This window comes from Halocynthiibacter namhaensis (genome assembly GCF_000812685.1).
Taxonomy (GTDB): Bacteria; Pseudomonadota; Alphaproteobacteria; order Rhodobacterales; family Rhodobacteraceae; genus Halocynthiibacter; species Halocynthiibacter namhaensis.
Genome location: NZ_JWIF01000002.1, coordinates 35,417 through 56,902, shown reverse-complemented (window position 1 = coordinate 56,902; position 21,486 = coordinate 35,417). Strand labels below are relative to the sequence as shown.

The following is a 21,486-nucleotide window of genomic DNA, read 5'->3' as shown; positions in this document are numbered from 1 at the left end:
TAAGCAATTGTTAATGAATTAACGCGCAATCCGAAGCAACAAGATATCGTGAAGATACTAGAAATGCAGGTTGCTAGGGCTAACAGATTCGCCGGAATTCATTGTGAACATGTTCTGATTGTTGGATGAGCGCGACCATTCACCATGATCAACCCCGCGCAATTTGAAACACTGATTTTCAGGGATCTGCGGGGGGCGTTTCATCGTTTGTTGCAAATAAATGTAAGAGAATTCGCCTTATTCTATGATTGTTAAATACACCGGGGCTTCGATCACTATTGCGTTCCTTCTGGCGAAAATGGCTGGGCCTATGGGGGCAGGCTTGTATAGTTGAGGCATGACCGAAACATGCTCTGACCTAATGACCGACCTGCAATCCTGCACAATCTGTGTCGACCGATTCGCGAAAACCCATAGTGCCCATACGCCACGTCCTGTTACTTGGTTTAATCCGGCAGCGCGGATTTTAATTGCGGGTCAGGCACCGGGAATGCGGGTGCATAAATCTGGCCGCCCGTTTAGTGATCCATCCGGCGACAGATTGCGTGATTGGATGGGCGTAGATGAAACGGTATTTTACGACCAAAATCGCATTGCGATTGTGCCCATGGCGTTTTGTTTTCCAGGATATAACGCTGCGGGATCTGATCTTGCGCCGCCAAAAATATGTGCGCAAACATGGCGTGACCGCGTTCTGGCGCAACTGGTAAGCATTGACCTTGTTTTATTGATCGGTGGATACGCGCAAAAACACCATTTGAAAAAGGCGGCATCAGGTGGTGTGACACGCACGGTAGAGGCGTGGCGCGACCATGCGCCTGCGATCTTTCCCTTGCCTCATCCGTCTTGGCGCAATACCGGTTGGTTGAAAAAACACCCTTGGTTTGAGACAGAACTTCTGCCAGTTCTGCGCCAAAATATTAACGATCGGCTGTGAATGCCGCACACGCCAGTGAAAATCAGTGAAAGCCAGTATGATGACCGAAACGCCCCCCGTGCCAGAAGTAGACCTGACTTCTTTGGATTTGGCCTATCATGCGATGCAATCCGCACCAGATGATGAGAAAGCCCGTCTCAGGTTTTATGCCGAATTCGCGGACACGCCTTTGACCTTGCTGCTGACCGAACCCGCAGGTGACGACAGCATTTCGCCGCAGATGTTTGAAACCGAAGAGGGATCATTCGTCTTGGCCTTCGACACGGAAGATCGGCTGGCAGATTTCGCCCGGTCCCTAGATGGGGCAGCTGCGGAATATGCACAGATCCCCGGCCGTGGCTTGGCGTCAATGCTGGTTGGTCAAGGCGTGGGGATCGCGCTTAACCCAGGCGTGGCCCCGTCGGAATTTTTATGCACGCCTGAGGCAATAGAGTGGCTGGTTGCAACTGTGTCGCAGGCCCCCATTCAGGAGGAGGCCCAACCTGGTGACATTGGTGCCCCGGGCGAGATTGCTGAGGATTTATTGGATGCCATGGGGCGCGCCATGGGACATGCGACTGGGTTTGCGTCAAGCGCGTATTTGGTCAAAGCGACCCATCGTGGTGGGCAAGAAGGCTTGATGTTAGCCCTGCTGGATGTCGCACCTGGGGCAGAAGCGGCCTTGGCTGGTGCCGTAAGCACGGCGGTACAGTTCTTAGGGGATCAAGATCTGCGCTTGGATGTCGTCTTCCCAGAAAAGGCCAGCCCGTTCGCAGCACAAGTCGCGCAATGTGGCACCGAGATCGCGATCCCTGCACCGATTGATATGACCAGCGAAGCAGCCGGTCCGACAGCTCCCGGCATGGACCCAGAGCGCCCTCCAAAGTTGCGATGACTTAAAAAACACGATCAGGCATCAATATTCTATACAACTCTGGGGCGTGGCGGGGTAGACTTGCGTAAACCGCGCCGCATCTGGGTCGTTAACCAGGCGGACACTGATTTACACGACCGTTTTGTGGGTCAAGAAAGTGGAAGAGTCATGTCACTGGAAAATGCACTGCAGACGTCGATAGAAACCATCCCGGAATGTCTGGCGGCAGGATATATCGACATGGAATCGGGCATGTTGCTGGGTGTGCAGACCACTGAAACGCAGCCGGATGACGTGTTGGAGGCATTGGCCACAGCCACGGCGGACTTGTTTCAGGGGCAAAGCATTTCTGAAATAGAGGCCAAGTTTAAAGCTGAATCTGGCCACGAAGGTGACGGACATTACTTTCAAGAAATAATCGTATTCAGCGAAAATCTGCTGCATGTGTTCATGCGCACCAAGATGTATCCTGAACATGTGATCTGCTATATTTGCCGCAAATCGGCCAACCCCGGGATGGTGTTGGCCAAATCCAAAATGAACCTCGAGCGCGTCTCCGCTGCGGTTTAATCGCGTTTAATACCCGGTTTTGCGATCAGCTAGATAAAGAAACGCCTCACCCTGTTCGCCACGACGCACGTTCTCGGCGATCACTTCTGCTGAACTGTCGATGCGGGTCTCTGCAGCCATATGCGGGGTGACGGTGACATTTGGGTGGGTCCAATAAGGATGCGTCCCTGGCAAAGGTTCCACGCGAAATACATCTAGCGTTGCATGGGCGATCTTGCCGGTGTCTAGCGCCTTCAGCAATGCATCGTCGTCAATCAATGGGCCGCGCCCTGGATTGATGATAAAGCTTGCATCGGGCATGAGGGCCAAAGTTTCCGCATTGATAATGTTTTCTGTCTGCGCAGTATTCGGCAGCAAAAGCACCAAAATCTCGGATCGTTTAAGTGCGTCGCGCAGGCCATCCGCGCCAGAGAAACAGGTGATGCCTTCGATGTCTTTTAGGCGCCGTGACCATCCTGCCACGTCGAAGCCGACTTGACGCAGCATTCGTGCGCATGCGCTGCCCAATGGGCCCAGACCAAGAACAGTCACTTGGCGATGACGTGCGAGGGGGGGCGTTTGCGGGGCCCAAACACCGTTTTGCCCCAAGATTTGCGCATCCATTCCAAGGTGGTGACGCAAAGTGTGGCCTGTCACCCAGTCTACCATGCCTTCTTCCAGGCCACGGTCAACCATGCGGCATAAGGGTTGTGTCAGTGTCGGGTTGTTGATGACGCGTTCTACACCGGCCCAAAGGCTCAGGACTGCCTTGCATCGGGTATAAGGCGTGAAATCCTGCACAACGCTATTGGGGGACCAGACCATATAATCAGTTTCCGCAGCTGAAAAATCGGCGGATTGAGAATTGGAAAGGTTGAAGTCAATGCCTGCCTTACCCAAGGCTGTGGCAAGGGCGGCCTCATATTCGGACCAATCAGATTCTTTTGCGGCGAATAGAATGTTTACGGACATGAGAGATCCTATCTTAGGTTATCTAGGGCGGTGGACATGGGCGCTTTGAACGAAACCGAAGGCAACCAAAATGACCAACATTGCGGAGCCTCCGTAGCTGACAAGTGGCAGGGGAACGCCAACAACAGGTGCGATGCCCATGACCATGGACATGTTGACAGCAAAGAACAGGAAGAAGGTCGCCGCAACGCCAATTGTCATCAATGATGCGAAACGGTCTTTGTTTTGTAAGGCTGAGGTGAGGCAAAACATCAAGACCAGGAAGTAAAGTCCCAGCAAGGTGATGCCGCCAACAAAGCCGAACTCTTCGGCTAAGGTGGTGAAGATAAAATCGGTGTGTTTCTCCGGCAGAAAGTTCAACCGACTTTGTGTGCCTTGCATATAGCCACGCCCGGTCCAGCCCCCAGATCCCAAGGCGATCTTGGATTGTGTGATATGGTAACCATCGCCCAAAGGATCGCGAGAGGGATCCAAAAATGTATCAATGCGTCGGTATTGATAGTCCTTCAGAAACTGCCATTCTGTGCCACGGGTTTTGAAAACGGCGGTGATAATCCCGATGGCAGATCCGATCACGCCAGCAAAGTACCACAGGCTGACACCCGCGGCGAACATCACAATCCCGCTGCCAGTGATCAGCAAAATGGCGGTGCCCAGGTCGGGTTGGCGCAAGACAAGCGCAACAGGAATAAGCACCAAAATAACTGGTACAAGCACCCAAACCGGGTGGGAGGTTTTTCGAATATCAAGCCAATCGTAATAGGCCGCGATCAACAAAACCAAGGTGATTTTCATCAATTCAGACGGCTGTAAGCGCATGAAGCCGAGGTTGATCCAGCGTTGTGCGCCCATACCAACCTCGCCGAATAATTCGACGGCGATCAGCAATAGAAGCGAAATCAAATAGGCTACAGCGGCCATGTTGCGCCAAAACCAAACCGGGACCATGGCGACGAAAAACATTGCAACCATGCCAAGGGCAAAGCGTTTCATCTGCGGTTCGGCCCAGGGGGTGAAAGACCCGCCCGCTACGGAATAGAGCATCAAAAACCCGACCCCACAAATCGTGCTAAGCAGAACGATCACTGGCCAGTTGAGATATAGGATTTTACGCAGGCCAGTTGGGGTGTGTTGGATTTGATATTCAAGATAGCTCATGCGCGGCTGCTTTCATTGCGCAATGCATCGAAATCACGCAGCTCTAAGTCGTCTTGCATTCTTTGGGCATTTCCACGCGCCGCCGCCGGATAAGCGGCCAGAGGGGGATAGCCGCCATACATAGCGTGCAATAGGATATCACGTGCGACAGGTGCGGCCGCCTTTGAGCCGCCGCCACCATGTTCAACCACCACAGACACTGCATATTTCGGGGCATCAAAGGGCGCAAAGCCCACGAACAATGCATGATCGCGCTGTTCCCACGGAACATTGCGGTTGTTTACGCGGTTGTTAGACACCTGACTGGTCCCGGTTTTTCCGCCAAGCCGTTTGCCGTCTTCGGTGATACGAGACGCAAACGCCGTGCCGCGCCGGTTGTTCGATACGGAATACATGCCTTGTCGCACCGCGCGCAAATGGTTCTCGTTCAGCTCCAGTGAGGGGCTGTCGAGCAAAGGTACTTCGGTTGAATTTACTGATTTAACAAGGCGCGGGACAATGGCGCGCCCGGTCGCCAATCGCGCGGTCATCACGGCCAGTTGCAAGGGCGAAGCCAGAACAAACCCTTGCCCGATCGAGGCGTTTAAGCTGTCGCCGATCACCCACTCGGCACCACGACGCTCTAGCTTCCATGCTTTGTCAGGTGCCAGCCCCGATGACACGGCGGACATGGGCAGATCATAGCGTTCCCCAAGGCCAAGGCGTCGCGACATTCGGCTGATGCGTTCAATACCAACCCGCTCAGCAAGGTCGTAATAATAGACATCACAGCTGTTTCGCAGGCTGAGATTTAGGTTCATATGGCCGTGGCCAGAATGCTTCCAGCAGTGGAAACGTCGCCCGCCAACTTCAACATAACCGCCGCAACGCACAGTTTCTTCCGTGTCGATCAGGCCCGCATCAAGTGCGGCCAATGCGGTTACCATTTTGAAAGTCGATCCGGGGGGATAAGCACCTTGAACCGCTTTACCTTGCAATGGGTTCAACGGATTTCCGGTCAATTCACCATAGTCCGCAGTTGAGATGCCACGCACGAATTTATTCGGGTCGAATGTTGGAACAGATCCACAAGCCAGCAGATCACCCGTTTCGACATCAATCACCACCGCTGAGGCACTTTCACCTGCCAAGCGTGCTTGGATGAAGTTTTGCAACGGTGCGTCAATGGTAAGCTGAACATTCGCGCCGGGATTGCCTTCTCGACGGTCCAGTTCCCGAATGACGCGCCCACCGGCGTTCACTTCGTTGCGGACATTCCCTGCGGTCCCACGCAATTGCAGTTCTAGCTTATTTTCAGCACCTGATTTCCCGATTTGAAACTTGGGGATTTGTAACAGCGGATCTTTGTCGTCAATGCGTGACAGATCATAATCCGAAACGGGGCCAACATAGCCGACCACATGACACAAGTCATCTGCCGCGGGGTAATTGCGCGACAGGCCAACTTCTGGGGTGATCCCAGGCAAGGCTGGACCGTTGACAGCAATCGCGGAAACTTCTTCCCAGGTCAGGCGGTCAGCGACGGCGACGGGCACATGGGGCGCGCGGTCCATCACAGCTTTGAGGGCCTTGGCGCGCGCCGCGTCGTCCATAGGGATCAGTTTGGATAGCTTTTCAAGTGCTTCGCTGGGGTCGCCTGCATCTTCGCGCACCATGACAACACGGTAGTTCTGTTCATTGGTCGCCAAGGGGATGCCATTGCGGTCCCAAATCAAGCCACGCGCCGGGGCAATCAAACGATCCTTGATCCGGTTTTCATCCGCCAAAAGACGATATTGATCGGCTTGATCCACTTGTAAATAACGCATGCGCGCGGCCAGCCCGCCGCCAAAGGCCAGCCAGGCCGTGCCCAACAGCAGGCTGCGTCGGGTGATGCCGCGGGTGCTTTCTTCATTGTCACGTGGGGGCCGACGCATCAGATAGATCCCCCATTTTCACGATCACCAGGGAACAGATATGTGACATTCAATACGAACTGGCAAAACAGCACCGTAAAGGGATAAGCCAAAGCCGTCGCGAGAACCTGCCAAGCGGCAAGATCAAAGGGGGGCGGTGTGATCATAAGGATTTGCAAGGCAAAACGTGTTCCCAAGGCGACGGCAATAATGACAACCAAGGTGACGGCCCATTCCAAGACAAAGGGGAATTCTCGCATGAATTGACTGCGTGAACGTAAAAATTCGCAAGCGACAATCATCAAGGCGACCCCAAGTCCAGGCGGACGTTGCAGCAAAATATCCGCGAGAAAAAATAAGACTGCGATGGATAGAACTGGGATCTGGTCTGGGCGACGCACAACCCAAGCGAAGGTCAAGGCGATCAGAAGATCTGGCGCAGGAATACGGGTGGGGATCGTCTGCATTGGGATAAGTTGGGCAAAGATAATAATTGCGCAAATAGCAAGATACAGGATGCGCCAACTCCAGAGATGTAAGCTGACGGGATCAACCATTGTCGCCCTCGCCATCAAGTGGGATCGTGGTTCCTGTCTCATCCACTGCCTGCGCGTCCATTGGATGTAAGACAAGTGCTCCGGGGTCGGTTAGGGGGGCGCTTTCATGCAAGCGGATCACGCGCAGGAACTGAAGACGTTCATAATCAGCTGCCAAGAGAACACGCAGACGTCCGCTGGGGGTTTCGGTGATCTGGCCGATCAACAGACCTGCGGGGAAAACGCCGCCATCACCCGATGACACAACGCGATCGCCTGGACGCACAAGGTCGGGCTTGTCTAAAAGTTCAATTGCGGGGGCAGGGGTGTTGTCTCCCGCCAGTAAAGCGCGCTGACCAGAGGGCTGAACCGTAATCGGGATACGGCTGTTTGAATCGGTCAGCAGCAAAACCCGCGAACTTCGGCTTCCAACACCAGAGATACGACCAACCAAGCCCAAGCCATCCATGGCAGCCCAACCATCTGTGATGCCATCGCGCTCACCCACATTCAAAAGCACAGATTGATGAAATGGCGACCCACTGTCGGCCGTCACCACGCCTGTCACCCATGTCAGTTGTGGATCAAGACGGACTTTGTTCAAATCAAGCAGACGAGCATTGCGTTGATCAAGCTGTAACGCGGCTTCTTGCCAGACCCGCATTTCTTGCAGCTCATTGCGTAATTCTTGGTTTTGCTCATACAGACGTTTATAGCTTTGAAGGTTTGCGACCATTTCGGAAAAACCAGTCGCGGGCGCCATGGCCCAATCCATGTTGGGCAAAATGGCATCGGTAATCTGTGCCCGCATACGTTCCACACGAGGGCTGTCGATGCGCCAAACAAGGAAGACCGCAAGCATGACGATAACCAACATACCCACAAGGATACGCCGTACAGGACGACCATAGTTTTCAGATTGGGCGCGTTCCCTAGCCACATGTGTCTCCTGGCTTTTATCCCGAAGTGATCATTCTACGGCGGGTGTGTGGGGGCATGCCCCCACAGAAGATTAGCTGTCGTAATCGATGACGTGACGCAATTGCTTTTCGTATTCCAACGCTTTGCCTGTGCCAAGGGCAACACAGTTCAGACATTCATCTGCAACGGATACGGCAAGGCCAGTTTGCTCACGCAGGGCCAGATCCAAAGACCCAAGCAAAGCCCCGCCACCCGTCAACATGACACCGCGATCAACAATGTCTGCTGCCAAATCTGGCGGTGTTGTTTCAAGCGCTGTCATCACGGCTTCGCAGATTTGTTGTACTGGCTCTGCAAGTGCTTCAGCAACTTGGGCTTGGTTGATCTCAATTTCTTTTGGCACACCTGATAGAAGGTCACGCCCACGGATCTGCAATGCAGCCCCGCGACCATCGTCGGGCATACGCGCCGTACCGATAGATGTTTTGATACGTTCTGCCGTTGCTTCACCCACCAAAAGGTTTTGTTGACGACGCAGATAGCTGATGATGGCCTCATCCATACGGTCACCACCAACGCGCACGGAACGCGCATAAACGATGTCACCAAGAGACAGAACCGCAACTTCAGTTGTACCACCACCGATATCAACAACCATATTACCAGTTGGATCAGTGATTGGCATGCCGGCACCAATGGCGGCTGCAATCGGTTCGGCAATCAGGCCCGCGCGACGTGCGCCAGCGGATAGAACAGATTGACGGATCGCGCGTTTTTCAACGGGGGTTGCGCCATGAGGCACACAGACGATGATCTTTGGCTTGGAAAACGTGGTGCGCTTGTGAACTTTGCGGATGAAATGTTTGATCATTTCTTCGGCGGTGTCAAAGTCCGCAATCACGCCTTCGCGCATCGGGCGAATGGCCTCGATGCTGCCAGGAGTCCGACCCAACATCAGTTTCGCATCTTCACCAACGGCCAGAACCTTTTTCACGCCATCTTTAACGTGATAGGCCACAACGGAAGGCTCTGACAAAATCACGCCCTTGCCTTTGACATAGATCAGCGTGTTCGCTGTACCCAAATCAATGGCCATATCCGATGAAAACAAGCTGTTAAGTAATCCCATGTTACGTGTGATCCCTGAAATACAATTTTTACGCGCAGACTCGGCTGCTTTTGCGAAGAGTTTATGCGGCGTTGCTGGCCTATAGTAAAGAGTGTGCAGGTGTTAATGCTGGCTCAGGCGCGGGAAATCGCCCGTTTCACCCTCAATTCATAGATATGGCAGTAGAAAAGATGCACATTGAGGGCGTTGCGCAAGATCTGTCCATACCTTGGCAAGATTTATCCAGGCCAGATGTCTAGATGAGGGCAAAGACACAAAGGAACGTCACATGGCTGATATTTTTCTACGCCCTATACCGGGCTTTGCATTGGAAACCTGGGAACGGCTGATCGGAGATTGGTTTTTTGTCTTCGCGTTGGGTTTTTTGGCGTTTGAATTGATCCGCTATGCGCTTCGCGGGAAATTGTCCAAAACCATGGCTGGGGATACGGTGACCAACTATATCACCTTGGCTTTATTCATCGGCGTGAACACCCTGTTGTTCGCGACATTCTATGTTGGGGTGTATTTTTACGCCGCAGAATTTGCGTTGTTTAACATCCAAACCAACATTGCCACGTTGTTGATTTGTTTGATGTTGGCGGATCTTGCCTATTATTGGGAACACCGCATTCTGCATCGGATCAACTTCCTGTGGGCGACACATTCAGTGCATCATTCAAGCCCGTTCTTCAACATTTCAGTCGCCTATCGCCATGGGCCGCTTGATGGGTTTTGGCCGTTGTTTTTCCATCTTCCCTTGGTGCTGTTGGGGTTTGATCCGCTGTTGGTATTGGTGGTTGAACTGCTTGTGCAGCTTTTTCAAACGATTTTACACACAGAAACCATAGGCAAGCTTTGGAAGCCTATTGAACTTATCTTCAATACGCCCAGCCATCACCGCGTACACCATGGGTCCAATCGCAAGTACCTAGATAAGAATTATGCGGGGATCTTTATCATCTGGGATCGTATGTTTGGCACCTTCGCTGAAGAGATCGAAGAAGTGAAATATGGCCTTACCCGTCCCATCGATAGCGTGAACCCATTTGTCGCGTTTTTCCACGGTTTCCAACGCCTTGGAAAAGAGGTCGCACAGGCTGACGGGTTGTATAACAAGATGGGACATCTGTTTGGACCTCCGGGCTGGCGTCCGAAAAAGAAACCAACTGCGACACCACCAACAGATGCGGGAGAATAACAATGCCATCTAATGCGAAACGCCTGTCTGCAGCTGCAGCCACGATCATATTAACCTTGGGTGGGGCGTCTCTTGCGTCGACCCTGACCTATGAGATTGAAGCAGTCGAAGCCTCTACAACGGGTACTGAGAACAGTGTTGGGTATCAAATCAACATCCATGACGTGCGTTCAGATCAGGGCAATCTGCTGATCATGGCATTTGACAGCGAAGATGCATTTGACGCGCTCGATTATACGCGTGCAGCGGGTTACCTTGAGATCTCAGCCGCCGCCACGCCATTGCGGGTTGATTTCCCGGGTTTGACCACGGGGTATACGGCGTTTTTTGTCATTCATGATGAAAACGAGGACTATGATTTGAATTATGATGGGGACACGCCATCCGAAGGCTACGCCGTATCAGGTATCAACGACCCCAATGGGGTCCCCGCGTTTTATTCTTCGGCAGTGCCGCCACAGGTTCACAACCTGAACTTGCGATATTGGCAGGACTAAGTCCGGCAACGCAGGCCTTGAGCGAACCAATGCAAATGACAAAGGCGCCACTCGTGAATGGGTGGCGCTTTTGTTTGTTTATAGTCTAACGATACTTAGACGGTGTCAGTCATGGTGATGGTCTTAACATCTTCACCAGGAGCACTGGTTTCGCGACGTGTCACCAAACGGTTCAGCGCATTCACATAGGCCTTGGCCGAGGCCACAACCGTATCCGTATCTGCGGATTGACCCGTGGCGATGCGGCCATCTTCTTCCAGACGAACAGAAACCGTGGCTTGGGCGTCGGTGCCTTCAGTGACGGCATGAACTTGGTATAATTGCAGGTTCACATCATGTGGGAACAGTGCTTTGACCGCGTTAAACACCGCATCAACTGGCCCGTCACCCGTGGCCGTTACCTGTTGATCCTGCCCGTCAATTGTCAGGGTCAGATCCGCAGATTGTGGCGCTTCGGTGCCACAAATTACACGCAGAAATTTCACCTGGATATGTTCGTGTACGGCTTCAGATGCTGAATCGCGCATCAGGGCCAGAACATCATCGTCGTGCACTTCTTTCTTGCGGTCCGCCAATGCTTTGAAACGCACAAACACGTCTTTCAGCTGGTTGTCGGCAACCTCAAAGCCAAGTTCCGCCAGTTTCGCACGCAGGGCCGCGCGACCAGAATGTTTGCCCAAGGGCAGGGATGTGCCAGACAGGCCCACATCTTCGGGGCGCATAATTTCAAAGGTTTCTGCGTTCTTCAACATGCCATCTTGGTGGATGCCACTTTCATGCGCAAAGGCATTCTTACCAACGATGGCTTTGTTATATTGAACCGGAAATCCTGACACAGTCGCCACGCGGCGCGAGATTTGCATCAAGCGACGTGAATCCACACCTGACGTGAAAGGCATGATGTCATTTCGTACTTTCAACGCCATGACGATTTCTTCCAGCGCGGTATTGCCCGCCCGTTCGCCCAGTCCGTTGATGGTACATTCGACTTGACGCGCGCCGGCTTCCACCGCGGCCAAGGAATTTGCCGTCGCCATGCCAAGATCGTTGTGACAATGGGTGGCAAAGATAATGTCGTCGGCACCTGGCACACGTTCCAGCAACATGCGGATCAGCTCTGCACTTTCACGAGGGGCGGTGTATCCGACGGTGTCAGGCACGTTGATCGTGGTCGCGCCGGCTTTGATTGCGATCTCGATGGTGCGGCACAGATAGTCATCTTCCGTGCGGGTCGCATCCATCGGGGACCATTGCACATTGTCGCAAAGATTGCGGGCATGCGTTACGGTTTCATGGATCTTATCCGCCATCTCATCCATCGTCAGATTGGGGATAGCGCGGTGCAGGGGGGATGTGCCGATGAACGTGTGGATGCGGGGTTGGGCTGCGTGTTTCACGGCCTCAAAACAACGATCGATGTCCTTAAAGCTGGCACGCGCCAGACCACAAATTACTGAATTTTTGGAATTGCGGGCAATTTCGCTGACGGCGTTAAAGTCGCCTTCGGACGCAATGGGGAAACCAGCTTCGATGATATCAACGCCCATGTCGTCCAGCATCCCGGCGATTTCAAGCTTTTCATCGTGGGTCATGGTTGCGCCAGGGCTTTGTTCACCGTCGCGCAGGGTCGTGTCAAAAATCAATACGTGATCTTGGGTGGATGTATCAGACATGGTTGGGTCTCTCAGGTCGGGCCGCAGGTTATTTTTGAATATACGGGAGAATCAGTTTCTTCTGTGAAGTTCAGCGCTGTGTACCCTCTGAGCGATCGCGCCGAAAGGCACGCTCAGAGGCGACTAAGGAGAAGAAGAGCAGATAGCGCACGTGCAGACCGCGCAGAGGCGCGGGGCAGGGTGTCAGTATGTGCTTTGGTCAACATGATGTGGATCATAGCCGCAGATTTGGATTTGAAAAGAGGGTTTCAGACAAAAAAACAGATTTCACTGATTTGTCAGTTTCCAGTTCCCGCATCTGCACCCGTTTCAGTTTCCGTCTCTGTGCCCGTCTCTGTGCGGGTCTCCGCAGGGGCGTCTTGTGTTATCGCGGCTTCAGTCTGACCCGTCACAGGCAGCACATCATTTTCCCAAACGCCCCCCGCCACGCCGCCACTGGCATATAGCAAAACCCCTCGGCCATGGCGTTTGTTTGCTACAAATGCCCCGTCATAAACATCGCCATTGGCATGGGTCAGTGTTCCTTGACCCTCGATCTTACCGGCAAGCCACTGCCCATCGTAATGATACCCATCTGGCACATTCAACTCGCCATGACCCTCAGGTAAATCATTGACATGTTCACCCGTATAGACGGTTCCATTGGCAAATGTCGTGACACCAAGGCCCGTGCGATGCCCCGCAATCCAACTGCCTTCATAAGCGAATTGACCGGGGACATTGATCTTGCCTTGCCCATGGGGGCGGCCGTCGCGAAACCCACCGACATAGGTAACGTCATTGCTGTAAGTCGCAGTGCCTTCACCATCGATAAGCCCGTTTTTCCAAGCCCCTTCATAATGCCCGCCACCGGGGTATTCGATACGTCCGGTGCCATGGGCGACACCTGCAGTAAGATCACCACGATAGATTGATCCGTCGGGATATGTCACCACGCCCGCCCCCATGATCTGGCCTTCAGACCATAGGCCTGCATAGCTATAACCATCATTCAAGGTCAGGGTGCCTTGGCCGTGACGTTCATCGTTTGCATAGGCACCGACATAGGTTTCACCGCTGGATGTGGTCATGACAGCTTCGCCGCTGCGCCGCCCCTTGTCGAAAGCCCCAACAAAGACGTCACCGTTCTGATAGGTTAGGCGCCCCGCACCCTGCATTTGGCCGTCTTCCCAATTGCCGCTATAATGCAAGCCATCACTGGTTGTGAATTCGCCCGCGCCATGGCGTTTGTTGTGGGTCAATTCGCCTTCATAACGCGCACCACTGGGGTAGGTCACTTTGCCTTCACCTTCACGGCGTCCCTCGACCCATTCGCCTTGATATGTAAACCCATTGGGGTTGCGCAATGTGCCCAGGCCGTGGTGTTCGGATCGTTGAAATCCACCTTCATAGACAATCCCATTGGCATAGATCGCGATGCCGTTGCCTGTGAATTCCCCCTGGTGCCAATCACCTTCATATGAACTTCCGTCGGGCAGGGTGAGTTTGCCGAACCCATCGGGCAGACCTGCGGTGAATTCCCCGGCATAGACTGCGCCATCAACATAGGTCATTTTGCCTTGACCCGCGATGGTGCCTTCATTCCATTGTCCGGTGTATTCAAAGCCAGACGGCAGGGAATAGCGACCTTGCCCATGGCGTTTGCCTGCGCGCTGCGTTCCCTCATATGTGCCGCCATAATCGTCTTCGCTGCGAATGGTTTCTAACGCCGTGATTTCCACCTGTTCGGTGGTGGTTTCTGGGGTGTCTTGGTCGAAACCAGGGGTGCCCCAATGTGAAACGCTAATTACGATCGCGGGTACAATCACAGGCAAAATGCGCAAACGAAAGTAAAAACGGTGCGTGTTGGGCATGTGGAGCTCCGGCGTAAGGTCGATTGGGGCGCAAATATCGCGCGCTTTGGCAACAGGTTAGCCTCGGGGGGGCGGGCTTACAACAACATAGGGCGGAATTTCAGCTTTTGTGACACCTCGGTTTTCAGCCTTGGCAATGGGGTGGTTTCTATCGCTGAAATCTCTGATATGAAGCGCATAGATCCCCGCGAATATACGGAGCAAAACATGGCAGATCGTTTCAAGCTTACGCTGGCACAACTTAACCCAACAGTTGGCGCGATTGACGCAAACGCGGATAAAGCGCGTTTGGCGTTTGCTGAAGGCAAAGCGGCTGGCGCAGATATGGTCGCCCTGCCTGAGATGTTCATTTCCGGGTACAACGCCCAAGATCTGGTCATGAAGCCTGCGTTTCAAGCCGCGTGTATGGCGGCGGTTGAACAGCTTGCTGTGAACTGTGCTGATGGCCCTGCGCTGGGCATTGGCGGGCCATATGTGGAAGACGGCAAGCTGTTCAACGCATATTTCATACTGAAAGCTGGCAGCGTCGTTTCCCGTGTTTTAAAGCACCACCTGCCCAACGAGACTGTATTTGACGAAGTCCGGATCTACGACAGTGGCCCGCTTGGCGGTCCGTATTCCGTGGGCAACACCCGGATCGGTACGCCGATCTGTGAAGATGCGTGGCACGAAGATGTGGCTGAAACATTGGCGGAAACTGGCGCTGAATTTCTATTGGTTCCAAATGGTTCACCCTATTTTCGCAATAAGATGGACGTGCGTTTCTCCCATATGATGGCGCGTGTCACGGAAACTGATTTGCCGTTAATCTATCTTAACATGGTGGGCGGCCAGGATGATCAGGTCTTTGATGGTGGCTCGTTCGTGCTGAACCCAGGCGGCGAAGTCGCTTTGCAGATGCCTGTTTTTGACGAAGCCATCGCACATCTTGATCTGGAACGCACCGATGATGGTTGGCGTGCCGTGAAATCTGACCTTGCGACGTTACCCGATGAATGGGAACAGGATTACCGCTGCATGGTTGAAAGTCTGCGTGATTACATGGGCAAGACCGGCTTTAAGAAAGTGCTTCTGGGGCTATCTGGCGGGATTGATTCCGCCATTGTCGCCACCATCGCTGCAGATGCGCTGGGCCCGGAAAACGTGCGTTGCGTGATGTTGCCGTCTGAATACACCTCGCAAAGTTCGCTTGATGACGCCAAAGACATCGCCACCCGTCTGGGCTGCCACTATGATTTCGTGCCGATTGCGGAAGGTCGTGGTGCGATCACCAATACCCTTGCCCCGCTGTTTGCAGGACTTGATGAAGACGTGACCGAGGAAAATATTCAGTCTCGCCTGCGTGGCCTGCTTCTGATGGCCATGAGCAATAAGTTCGGTGAGATGCTGTTGACCACCGGTAATAAATCCGAAGTCGCCGTTGGTTATGCTACGATTTATGGCGATATGTCAGGCGGTTACAACCCGCTGAAAGACATGTACAAAGTGCGCGTCTTTGAAACCTGCCGCTGGCGCAACGCCAATCACCGCCCCTGGATGGCGGCCCCGGCGGGTGAGGTCATCCCGGTGTCGATCATCGACAAGCCGCCGTCAGCTGAATTGCGTGATGATCAGAAAGACAGCGATTCACTGCCCCCCTATGAGGTGCTGGATGCAATCCTTGAAGGGCTTGTGGATGATGAGAAATCCGTGGCTGATTTGGTTGCCGAAGGCCATGACCGGGCAACCGTGAAACGGATCGAACATCTGATCTATATTTCGGAATACAAACGCTTCCAGTCCGCGCCAGGCACCCGTCTGACCCAAAGCGCCTTCTGGCTTGATCGTCGGTATCCGATTGTCAGCCGTTGGCGCGATAACGCCTGATTATTCAGCGATTTCAGGACTGTCCCCAATCAGATATCGCGCGCCCACTCCATTGTGGCGTGCGGTATCTAATGGATTGTAAAGTTGACATTTTTTCAGGCTGAGACAGCCACAACCAATACAACCATCCAGCTTATCGCGCAGGCCCTCTAGGGTTTTGATCCGTGCATCAAGATCAGCGCGGAAGTGACGGCTGATCTTGGTCCAATCAGCTTTGGTGGGGGTGCGTTCCTCGGGCAGGCGGGACAGTTGCGCAGCAATCTCTTTCAGTGAAAAATCAAACTGTTGCGCGATCTGCACAAAACTAAGCCGCCGAATATCTGCACGACGAAACCTGCGTTGACCACCGGCGTTTCGTTCAGAAAACACTAGCCCCTGTTCCTCGTAATAGCGGATGGCAGATACGGCCAGGCCCGTGCGTTTTGCCAGTTGCCCGATGGAAAGAAAGTCGCGGTGATGCATGATCTGACCTTTTAAATTTTTCGCTTGATCTCAAGTTAACTTGAGCAATTACAAGCTAAAAATCAAATGAAATCAAGGATGGAAAATTCAATGTCAGAAGCAATACTGGAACACGTCAACATCACTGTTAAAGATCCCGAGGCCACAGCCGCGATGCTCCACAATCTGTTTGGCTGGCATATTCGCTGGCGGGGTGATGCGAAATATCAGGGCACGACGCTGCATGTGGGCGGAGCGGACAGTTACATCGCGGTCTATAGTTCCGGCGGCAATGATCCTGTAAATTTCGACCGCTATAAAACCCCGGGCTCCATGAACCATATCGGGGTTGTAGTGGATGATCTGGATATGGTCGAAACAAAGGTCAAAGCCATGGGGTTTACCCCGCATAACCACGGTGATTATGAGCCCGGCAAGCGGTTCTATTTCGATGATGCAGATGGGGTCGAGATCGAAGTGATCAGCTACGCCTAAACTGAAAAAACCGGTGCAAAATTGGGACGATTGGGCGTTGAAACTGGACATTTGGGCGCGGGTGTGAGAGACCACGCGCGACCTGATATTCTGTCAGGGATCAGAGGAAACGTATCAGATGACAACCACCCGTTTTGCACCGTCGCCCACCGGCTATATTCATATCGGCAACCTGCGCACCGCACTTATGAATTACCTGATTGCACGACAGAACGGCGGCGAGTTTATTCTGCGCCTCGATGACACGGACCCTGAGCGTTCCAAAGAAGAATATGTTGATGGCATCAAAGAAGACCTGACCTGGCTTGGTCTGACTTGGGATCGCGTTGAACGCCAATCAGATCGCTTGGATCGTTACAATGAGGCGATGGATCAACTGCGTGCCTCTGGCCGTTTGTATGAATGCTTTGAGACCCCGGTTGAACTGGACCTGAAGCGTAAGAAACAGCTGAACATGGGCAAGCCGCCTGTGTATGACCGCGCGGGTTTGAACCTGACGGGTGCGGAAAAAGACGCGCTGCGGGCGGAACGTGGCAATGGGCATTGGCGCTTTAAGCTCGACCTTGAACGGATCGAATGGAAAGACGGCGTGCTGGGCGATATTTCGATTGATGCCGCTTCGGTGTCTGACCCGGTTTTGATCCGTGCGGACGGGCAATTCCTGTATACGCCGGCCTCTGTTTGCGATGATATTGACTTTGGCGTGACCCATGTTGTGCGTGGTTCTGACCACGTGACCAACACGGCGACCCAAATCCAAATCATCAAAGCGCTGGGCGGTGCGGTGCCAGAATTTGCACACCATTCCTTGCTGACGGATGCGGATGGCGGGGCCTTGTCCAAACGTCTTGGCACATTGTCTTTGCGTGATCTGCGCGCGGCAGGGATTGAGCCAATGGCGATGCTGTCACAGCTTGCGCGCCTGGGCTCTGCTGACCCGGTTGAGCTGCGGTCCCAGATGCAAGAATTAGTGGATGGTTTCGATATTTCGAAGTTCGGATCTGCGCCTACCAAGTTTGACGTGGAAGACCTGAAACCACTGACCGCAAAGGTGAACCACGGGCGTGATTTCGCAGAAGTTTCTGACAAGATCGCTGAAATTGGTGTTCCAGCTGACAAGGCCGAGGCGTTTTGGACCTTGATGCGCGAAAACATCACGGTGCTGGCTGATCTTGAGGCCTGGTGGGTTTTGTTGCGCGATGGTGCCGATCCGGTGATTGAAGATGAAGATAAAGATTTCGTCGCAGAGGCCTTGGCGATGATGCCTGCTATGCCCTTTGACGAGACATCCTGGGGCATTTGGACCAAAGCCGTGAAAGAGGCGACTGGTCGCAAAGGACGTGGGTTGTTTATGCCGTTGCGCAAAGCGTTGACCGGCCAAGCACATGGGCCTGACATGGGGCAATTGCTGCCGCTGATGCAGGTGATCCGCGCGAAAAATGACTGAATTTGCGCTGCATGATGCGATTGGTGTTTGCGGCACATTGATGGTTGGGCTGGCGTATCTGGCGACACAGATGCGCTGGCTGAACTCGGATGATTTGGCGTTCCCACTGGTGAACCTGGGCGGGTCTGTGTTGATCAGCTATTCGCTGTATCACAACTTCAACCTGGCTTCCGCCTTGATGGAAGGGTTCTGGATCGCGATCAGCGTGCTGGGCATTTGGCAATACATGCGGACACGGCGTTAGTTTCCCATGTGAAAATACACAAATAGAGATATCCTGCGTGCTCTCTGTGCATTTACGCAGGTTTTCTTTTTGGGGCTGCATGCTCACAATACCGTGATCAGCGACAGGAGCCGCCATGACCACCGATACCGCATCTGATAATGCTCAGGCCAAGTTTTTGACGGGCAGCCTTTTCCGGCACGTCACCACCATGTCGCTGACCGCTTCCATCGGGTTGATGGCGATTTTTCTGGTCGATTTCGCGGATATGGTTTTCATTTCCATGCTGGGCAAGGCTGAGCTGGCCGCGGCGGTGGGATATGCGGGGGCGATCCTGTTTTTCACCTCATCCTTCGGGATCGGCATGTCGATTGCGGCGGGGGCGTTGGTCGCGCGTGCTTTGGGCGCGGGGGACCATCAAATGGCCAGCCGCCGCGCGGCCAGCGCAATGCTATATGGGGTCGGCGTCGGGGCATTGTTCGCGCTTGCGATCTGGATGAACCTGCATTTTCTGGTTGGTTTGATGGGGGCCACGGGCGAGACCCAAGATCTGGCGGTCAGTTATATGCAAATCATTGTTCCCGCTTTGCCTTTGCTGATCATCGGCATGGTCGGTGGTGCGATTTTGCGGGCCCATGGGGCGGCAAAACGGGCAATGTTTGCAACCATCTTGGCAGGTGTCGTGAATGCCGTTTTAGACCCAATCCTGATCTTTGGTTTGAACCTTGACCTGACGGGGGCGGCCCTTGCATCGGTTGCGTCACGTTTTGCGATTGCGGCGGCGTCTTTATATCCTATTTTCAAATATCACGGCGGCTTGAATAAACCCACATCTGAGGAATTCCGCGAAGACTTTCCGGTCATCTTAACCATCGCGATTCCAGCGATTCTGACCCAGTTTGCAACGCCCCTGGGCCAAGCGTTTGTCACGCGTTCCATGGCGGCCTACGGCGAGGCGGCGGTCGCTGGGATGGCGATTGTTGGTCGCTTAACGCCGGTTGCCTTCGCCGCTGTTTTCGCGTTGTCCGGTGCGATTGGACCGATCATTGGGCAGAATGCAGGGGCTGGAAAGCAGGATCGTGTGCAACAAGCGTTTATTGAAGGGTTGAAATTTTTGGTGCTTTGGATCGCTGCGATGTCGGGCCTGCTTTACCTGTTGCGTCCCCTGATTGCCGGACTGTTTGCAGCCGATGGCTTGACACTGACGCTGGTCTATTTGTTCTGTGGCCCACTGTCGTTGATGTTCTTTTTCAACGGCGTGATCTTTGTCGGCAACGCGGCGTTCAACAACCTGGGTCACCCGTTCTATTCCACATGGATCAACTGGGGCCGCCACACTTTGGGCACGATCCCCTTTGTTTGGGTTGGTGCCGCATGGTTCGGGGCACCTGGCGTGTTGATTGGACAGGCCGCCGGTGGGGTGATCTTTGGCGCGATTGCTTTTGTCTTGGCAAGACGGGTGATGGGGCAGAACATAGCCCCTGCAAAGCCCTCAGAATTTTCGCGTCAGGCGCGGCTTATGGCACTGTTTTCATTGCGCCGCTGATCACCAAAGCGGAAAGTCTGCCGGCATGACACGCGTCTGGCCCATTGCGGTCAGGCGTGAGTCGGTATCCGCTTGCAGGGCTGGATCACAAAGCTGTGCACGCGGGTAAATTGGCGCACCACGATCATCCAGAAAACTGCCGGTCCAGTTATGCGTGGTGGCAAAGAAATGGTCGGTGCCAGCCGGGCCGAAGACATCAGAATACCCTTGGACCACCACGTCGAGATAGGACAGAAGGATGGGGTTTTTCGCGCTGGCAGGCTGTTGTCCATCCGGGGCGACGGAATACACCACAGTCAGGCTGTTGGGCGGCATATCCTTCATATCATGGGATAATTCCGCACCCAGTGGGAGGCGCTGATAGGCGGCCTCACGTTGATCAAGGGCAGCCCAACCCTGATCAGGAACCTCTGCGATCAATCCGTCAATTGCGCTGGTCTCATCCGGGATCACCGACAGAAATGGCAGGGCGCGCACAGGGGTTGCGACCCAGGCCCGTTTCCACCCCTGAAGCCGGGCAGGGGCGTGATTTTGATGGTCATGCGTGCCTTTATGAACCAGCGATCCGTAGCCGAAAAAGAAGCGTTTCATAGGTGATCCAAATGCGTGGCAATCATTTCCGCAAGCGAAGACGCTGTGACGTCGCGGGCCATGTTCTCTTGCCCCTGATCCGCGTCTTTTTCGGATAAAACGGTACCACGACGACTTTCGATCAGCGCGCTGGCATAGTCTTTTGAGAACTCCGGGTGGCCCTGCACGGTTACGGCAAAACCCGGGTACCACAGGGCGGCATGCTCGCAAAACTCAGAGCTCGCAATGGTTTGGGCACCTGCGGGCAGAACTTCCACCTGATCCTGGTGATAGGCCTGCAAATTCAGACTGTTAGGTGTTTCACCCAAGGCTTCAGGCCAAGCGGATGTGTCATAGACATGCGGGCCAACACCCCAGCCTTTGCCCGATTTGCGTACTGTGCCACCAAGGGCCTGGGCAATCAATTGATGGCCGAAACAAATGCCGATCATTAGGGCCTTTTTGGCCTTCGCATCGCGGATCAGCTCTTCCAATGGGGCGATCCATGAGTGATCTTCATAAACGCCGAATTTCGATCCGGTAACGACCCAAATATCCGCCGCGCTGCCGTCGGTTGGGATGTCGCCTGACAGGATCGGGTAGAAGGTGAATTCGGTGTCGTATTTCGCAGACAGCGGCGTCAGCCAGCTTTCCACCATAGAGGGGTAGTTACCGAAATCAGGGGCAAGCTCTTCTGGGGGCAGGCCGGTTTCCAATACACCGATTTTCAGGGTTCTGGTCATGG

At 53.8% G+C, this 21,486-nt stretch carries 21 protein-coding genes; 10 read left to right on the top strand and 11 right to left on the bottom strand.

What is annotated here, in order from left to right; all coding sequences use genetic code 11:
* Positions 1-337: 337 nt before the first annotated feature.
* Genes RJ38_RS00420 through RJ38_RS00410 form a run of 3 tightly spaced genes read left to right on the top strand, consistent with a single transcriptional unit; the run spans position 338 to position 2,360 of the window.
* A complete protein-coding gene (locus RJ38_RS00420) occupies positions 338-937 on the top strand; it encodes a uracil-DNA glycosylase family protein (protein WP_052245095.1) in 600 nt (199 codons plus the stop codon).
* A gap of 37 nt (positions 938-974) precedes the next feature.
* Positions 975-1,811, top strand: coding sequence for an SseB family protein (locus RJ38_RS00415; RefSeq protein WP_052245094.1), 837 nt, complete (start codon positions 975-977; stop codon positions 1,809-1,811).
* A gap of 60 nt (positions 1,812-1,871) precedes the next feature.
* Positions 1,872-2,360, top strand: coding sequence for a hypothetical protein (locus tag RJ38_RS00410; RefSeq protein ID WP_238321610.1), 489 nt, complete (start codon positions 1,872-1,874; stop codon positions 2,358-2,360).
* A gap of 6 nt (positions 2,361-2,366) precedes the next feature.
* Here RJ38_RS00410 and RJ38_RS00405 read toward each other — a convergent pair whose 3' ends face one another.
* From RJ38_RS00405 to RJ38_RS00380, 6 genes are all read right to left on the bottom strand, one after another.
* Positions 2,367-3,311 carry a 2-hydroxyacid dehydrogenase gene (locus RJ38_RS00405; protein ID WP_039016928.1) on the bottom strand — a complete coding sequence of 315 codons (945 nt, stop codon included), beginning with the start codon at positions 3,309-3,311 and terminating at the stop codon, positions 2,367-2,369.
* An 18-nt stretch (positions 3,312-3,329) separates the two neighbouring features.
* Positions 3,330-4,469 (bottom strand): rod shape-determining protein RodA, encoded by a 1,140-nt coding sequence (gene rodA / locus RJ38_RS00400; protein WP_039016927.1) that lies wholly within the window; start codon positions 4,467-4,469, stop codon positions 3,330-3,332.
* Complete coding sequence (mrdA, locus tag RJ38_RS00395) at positions 4,466-6,385, bottom strand: penicillin-binding protein 2 (RefSeq protein ID WP_039016926.1); 1,920 nt, start codon at positions 6,383-6,385, stop codon at positions 4,466-4,468. Before mrdA ends, rodA begins: the two co-directional genes overlap by 4 nt.
* The gene (locus RJ38_RS00390; RefSeq protein WP_039016925.1) at positions 6,385-6,921 is read right to left on the bottom strand and encodes a hypothetical protein; all 537 of its coding nucleotides are present in this window, start codon (positions 6,919-6,921) and stop codon (positions 6,385-6,387) included. The genes mrdA and RJ38_RS00390 overlap by 1 nt, the downstream gene beginning before the upstream one ends.
* Positions 6,914-7,840, bottom strand: coding sequence for a rod shape-determining protein MreC (gene mreC / locus RJ38_RS00385; RefSeq protein ID WP_039016924.1), 927 nt, complete (start codon positions 7,838-7,840; stop codon positions 6,914-6,916). The genes RJ38_RS00390 and mreC overlap by 8 nt, the downstream gene beginning before the upstream one ends.
* Before the next feature lie 72 nt (positions 7,841-7,912).
* Complete coding sequence (locus RJ38_RS00380) at positions 7,913-8,950, bottom strand: rod shape-determining protein (protein ID WP_039016923.1); 1,038 nt, start codon at positions 8,948-8,950, stop codon at positions 7,913-7,915.
* A 268-nt stretch (positions 8,951-9,218) separates the two neighbouring features.
* Here RJ38_RS00380 and RJ38_RS00375 point away from each other — a divergent pair, with 268 nt between their 5' ends.
* Entirely contained in the window at positions 9,219-10,130 is a 912-nt protein-coding gene (locus tag RJ38_RS00375; RefSeq protein ID WP_052245093.1) for a sterol desaturase family protein, read from the top strand.
* 2 nt (positions 10,131-10,132) lie between these two features.
* Positions 10,133-10,627, top strand: a complete 495-nt coding sequence (locus RJ38_RS00370) for a DUF2141 domain-containing protein (protein WP_039016922.1) — start codon at positions 10,133-10,135, stop codon at positions 10,625-10,627.
* A 95-nt stretch (positions 10,628-10,722) separates the two neighbouring features.
* Here RJ38_RS00370 and RJ38_RS00365 read toward each other — a convergent pair whose 3' ends face one another.
* Both RJ38_RS00365 and RJ38_RS00360 read right to left on the bottom strand, forming a co-directional pair.
* The gene (locus tag RJ38_RS00365) at positions 10,723-12,300 is read right to left on the bottom strand and encodes a 2-isopropylmalate synthase (RefSeq protein ID WP_039016921.1); all 1,578 of its coding nucleotides are present in this window, start codon (positions 12,298-12,300) and stop codon (positions 10,723-10,725) included.
* A 278-nt stretch (positions 12,301-12,578) separates the two neighbouring features.
* Positions 12,579-14,153 (bottom strand): hypothetical protein, encoded by a 1,575-nt coding sequence (locus RJ38_RS00360; protein ID WP_052245092.1) that lies wholly within the window; start codon positions 14,151-14,153, stop codon positions 12,579-12,581.
* Positions 14,154-14,360: 207 nt separating this feature from the next.
* On the opposite strand from RJ38_RS00360, the gene RJ38_RS00355 reads away from it, so the two are divergent.
* Positions 14,361-16,019, top strand: coding sequence for an NAD+ synthase (locus RJ38_RS00355; protein ID WP_039016947.1), 1,659 nt, complete (start codon positions 14,361-14,363; stop codon positions 16,017-16,019).
* Here RJ38_RS00355 and soxR read toward each other — a convergent pair whose 3' ends face one another.
* Positions 16,020-16,481 (bottom strand): redox-sensitive transcriptional activator SoxR, encoded by a 462-nt coding sequence (soxR, locus tag RJ38_RS00350; protein ID WP_039016920.1) that lies wholly within the window; start codon positions 16,479-16,481, stop codon positions 16,020-16,022. It lies immediately after the preceding gene.
* Between the two features lie 90 nt (positions 16,482-16,571).
* On the opposite strand from soxR, the gene RJ38_RS00345 reads away from it, so the two are divergent.
* From RJ38_RS00345 to RJ38_RS00330, 4 genes are all read left to right on the top strand, one after another.
* Entirely contained in the window at positions 16,572-16,955 is a 384-nt protein-coding gene (locus tag RJ38_RS00345; protein WP_039016946.1) for a VOC family protein, read from the top strand.
* A 118-nt stretch (positions 16,956-17,073) separates the two neighbouring features.
* Positions 17,074-18,402, top strand: a complete 1,329-nt coding sequence (gene gltX, locus RJ38_RS00340) for a glutamate--tRNA ligase (protein ID WP_039016919.1) — start codon at positions 17,074-17,076, stop codon at positions 18,400-18,402.
* Positions 18,395-18,646 carry a CBU_0592 family membrane protein gene (locus RJ38_RS00335; protein ID WP_039016918.1) on the top strand — a complete coding sequence of 84 codons (252 nt, stop codon included), beginning with the start codon at positions 18,395-18,397 and terminating at the stop codon, positions 18,644-18,646. The genes gltX and RJ38_RS00335 overlap by 8 nt, the downstream gene beginning before the upstream one ends.
* 115 nt (positions 18,647-18,761) lie before the next feature.
* The gene (locus RJ38_RS00330) at positions 18,762-20,171 is read left to right on the top strand and encodes an MATE family efflux transporter (RefSeq protein WP_039016917.1); all 1,410 of its coding nucleotides are present in this window, start codon (positions 18,762-18,764) and stop codon (positions 20,169-20,171) included.
* Here RJ38_RS00330 and RJ38_RS00325 read toward each other — a convergent pair whose 3' ends face one another.
* Together RJ38_RS00325 and RJ38_RS00320 are read right to left on the bottom strand one after the other, a co-directional pair.
* Positions 20,172-20,762 carry a gamma-glutamylcyclotransferase family protein gene (locus tag RJ38_RS00325; RefSeq protein WP_039016916.1) on the bottom strand — a complete coding sequence of 197 codons (591 nt, stop codon included), beginning with the start codon at positions 20,760-20,762 and terminating at the stop codon, positions 20,172-20,174.
* Positions 20,759-21,484, bottom strand: coding sequence for a type 1 glutamine amidotransferase (locus RJ38_RS00320; RefSeq protein WP_052245091.1), 726 nt, complete (start codon positions 21,482-21,484; stop codon positions 20,759-20,761). Before RJ38_RS00320 ends, RJ38_RS00325 begins: the two co-directional genes overlap by 4 nt.
* Between the last annotated feature and the right edge of the window lie 2 nt (positions 21,485-21,486).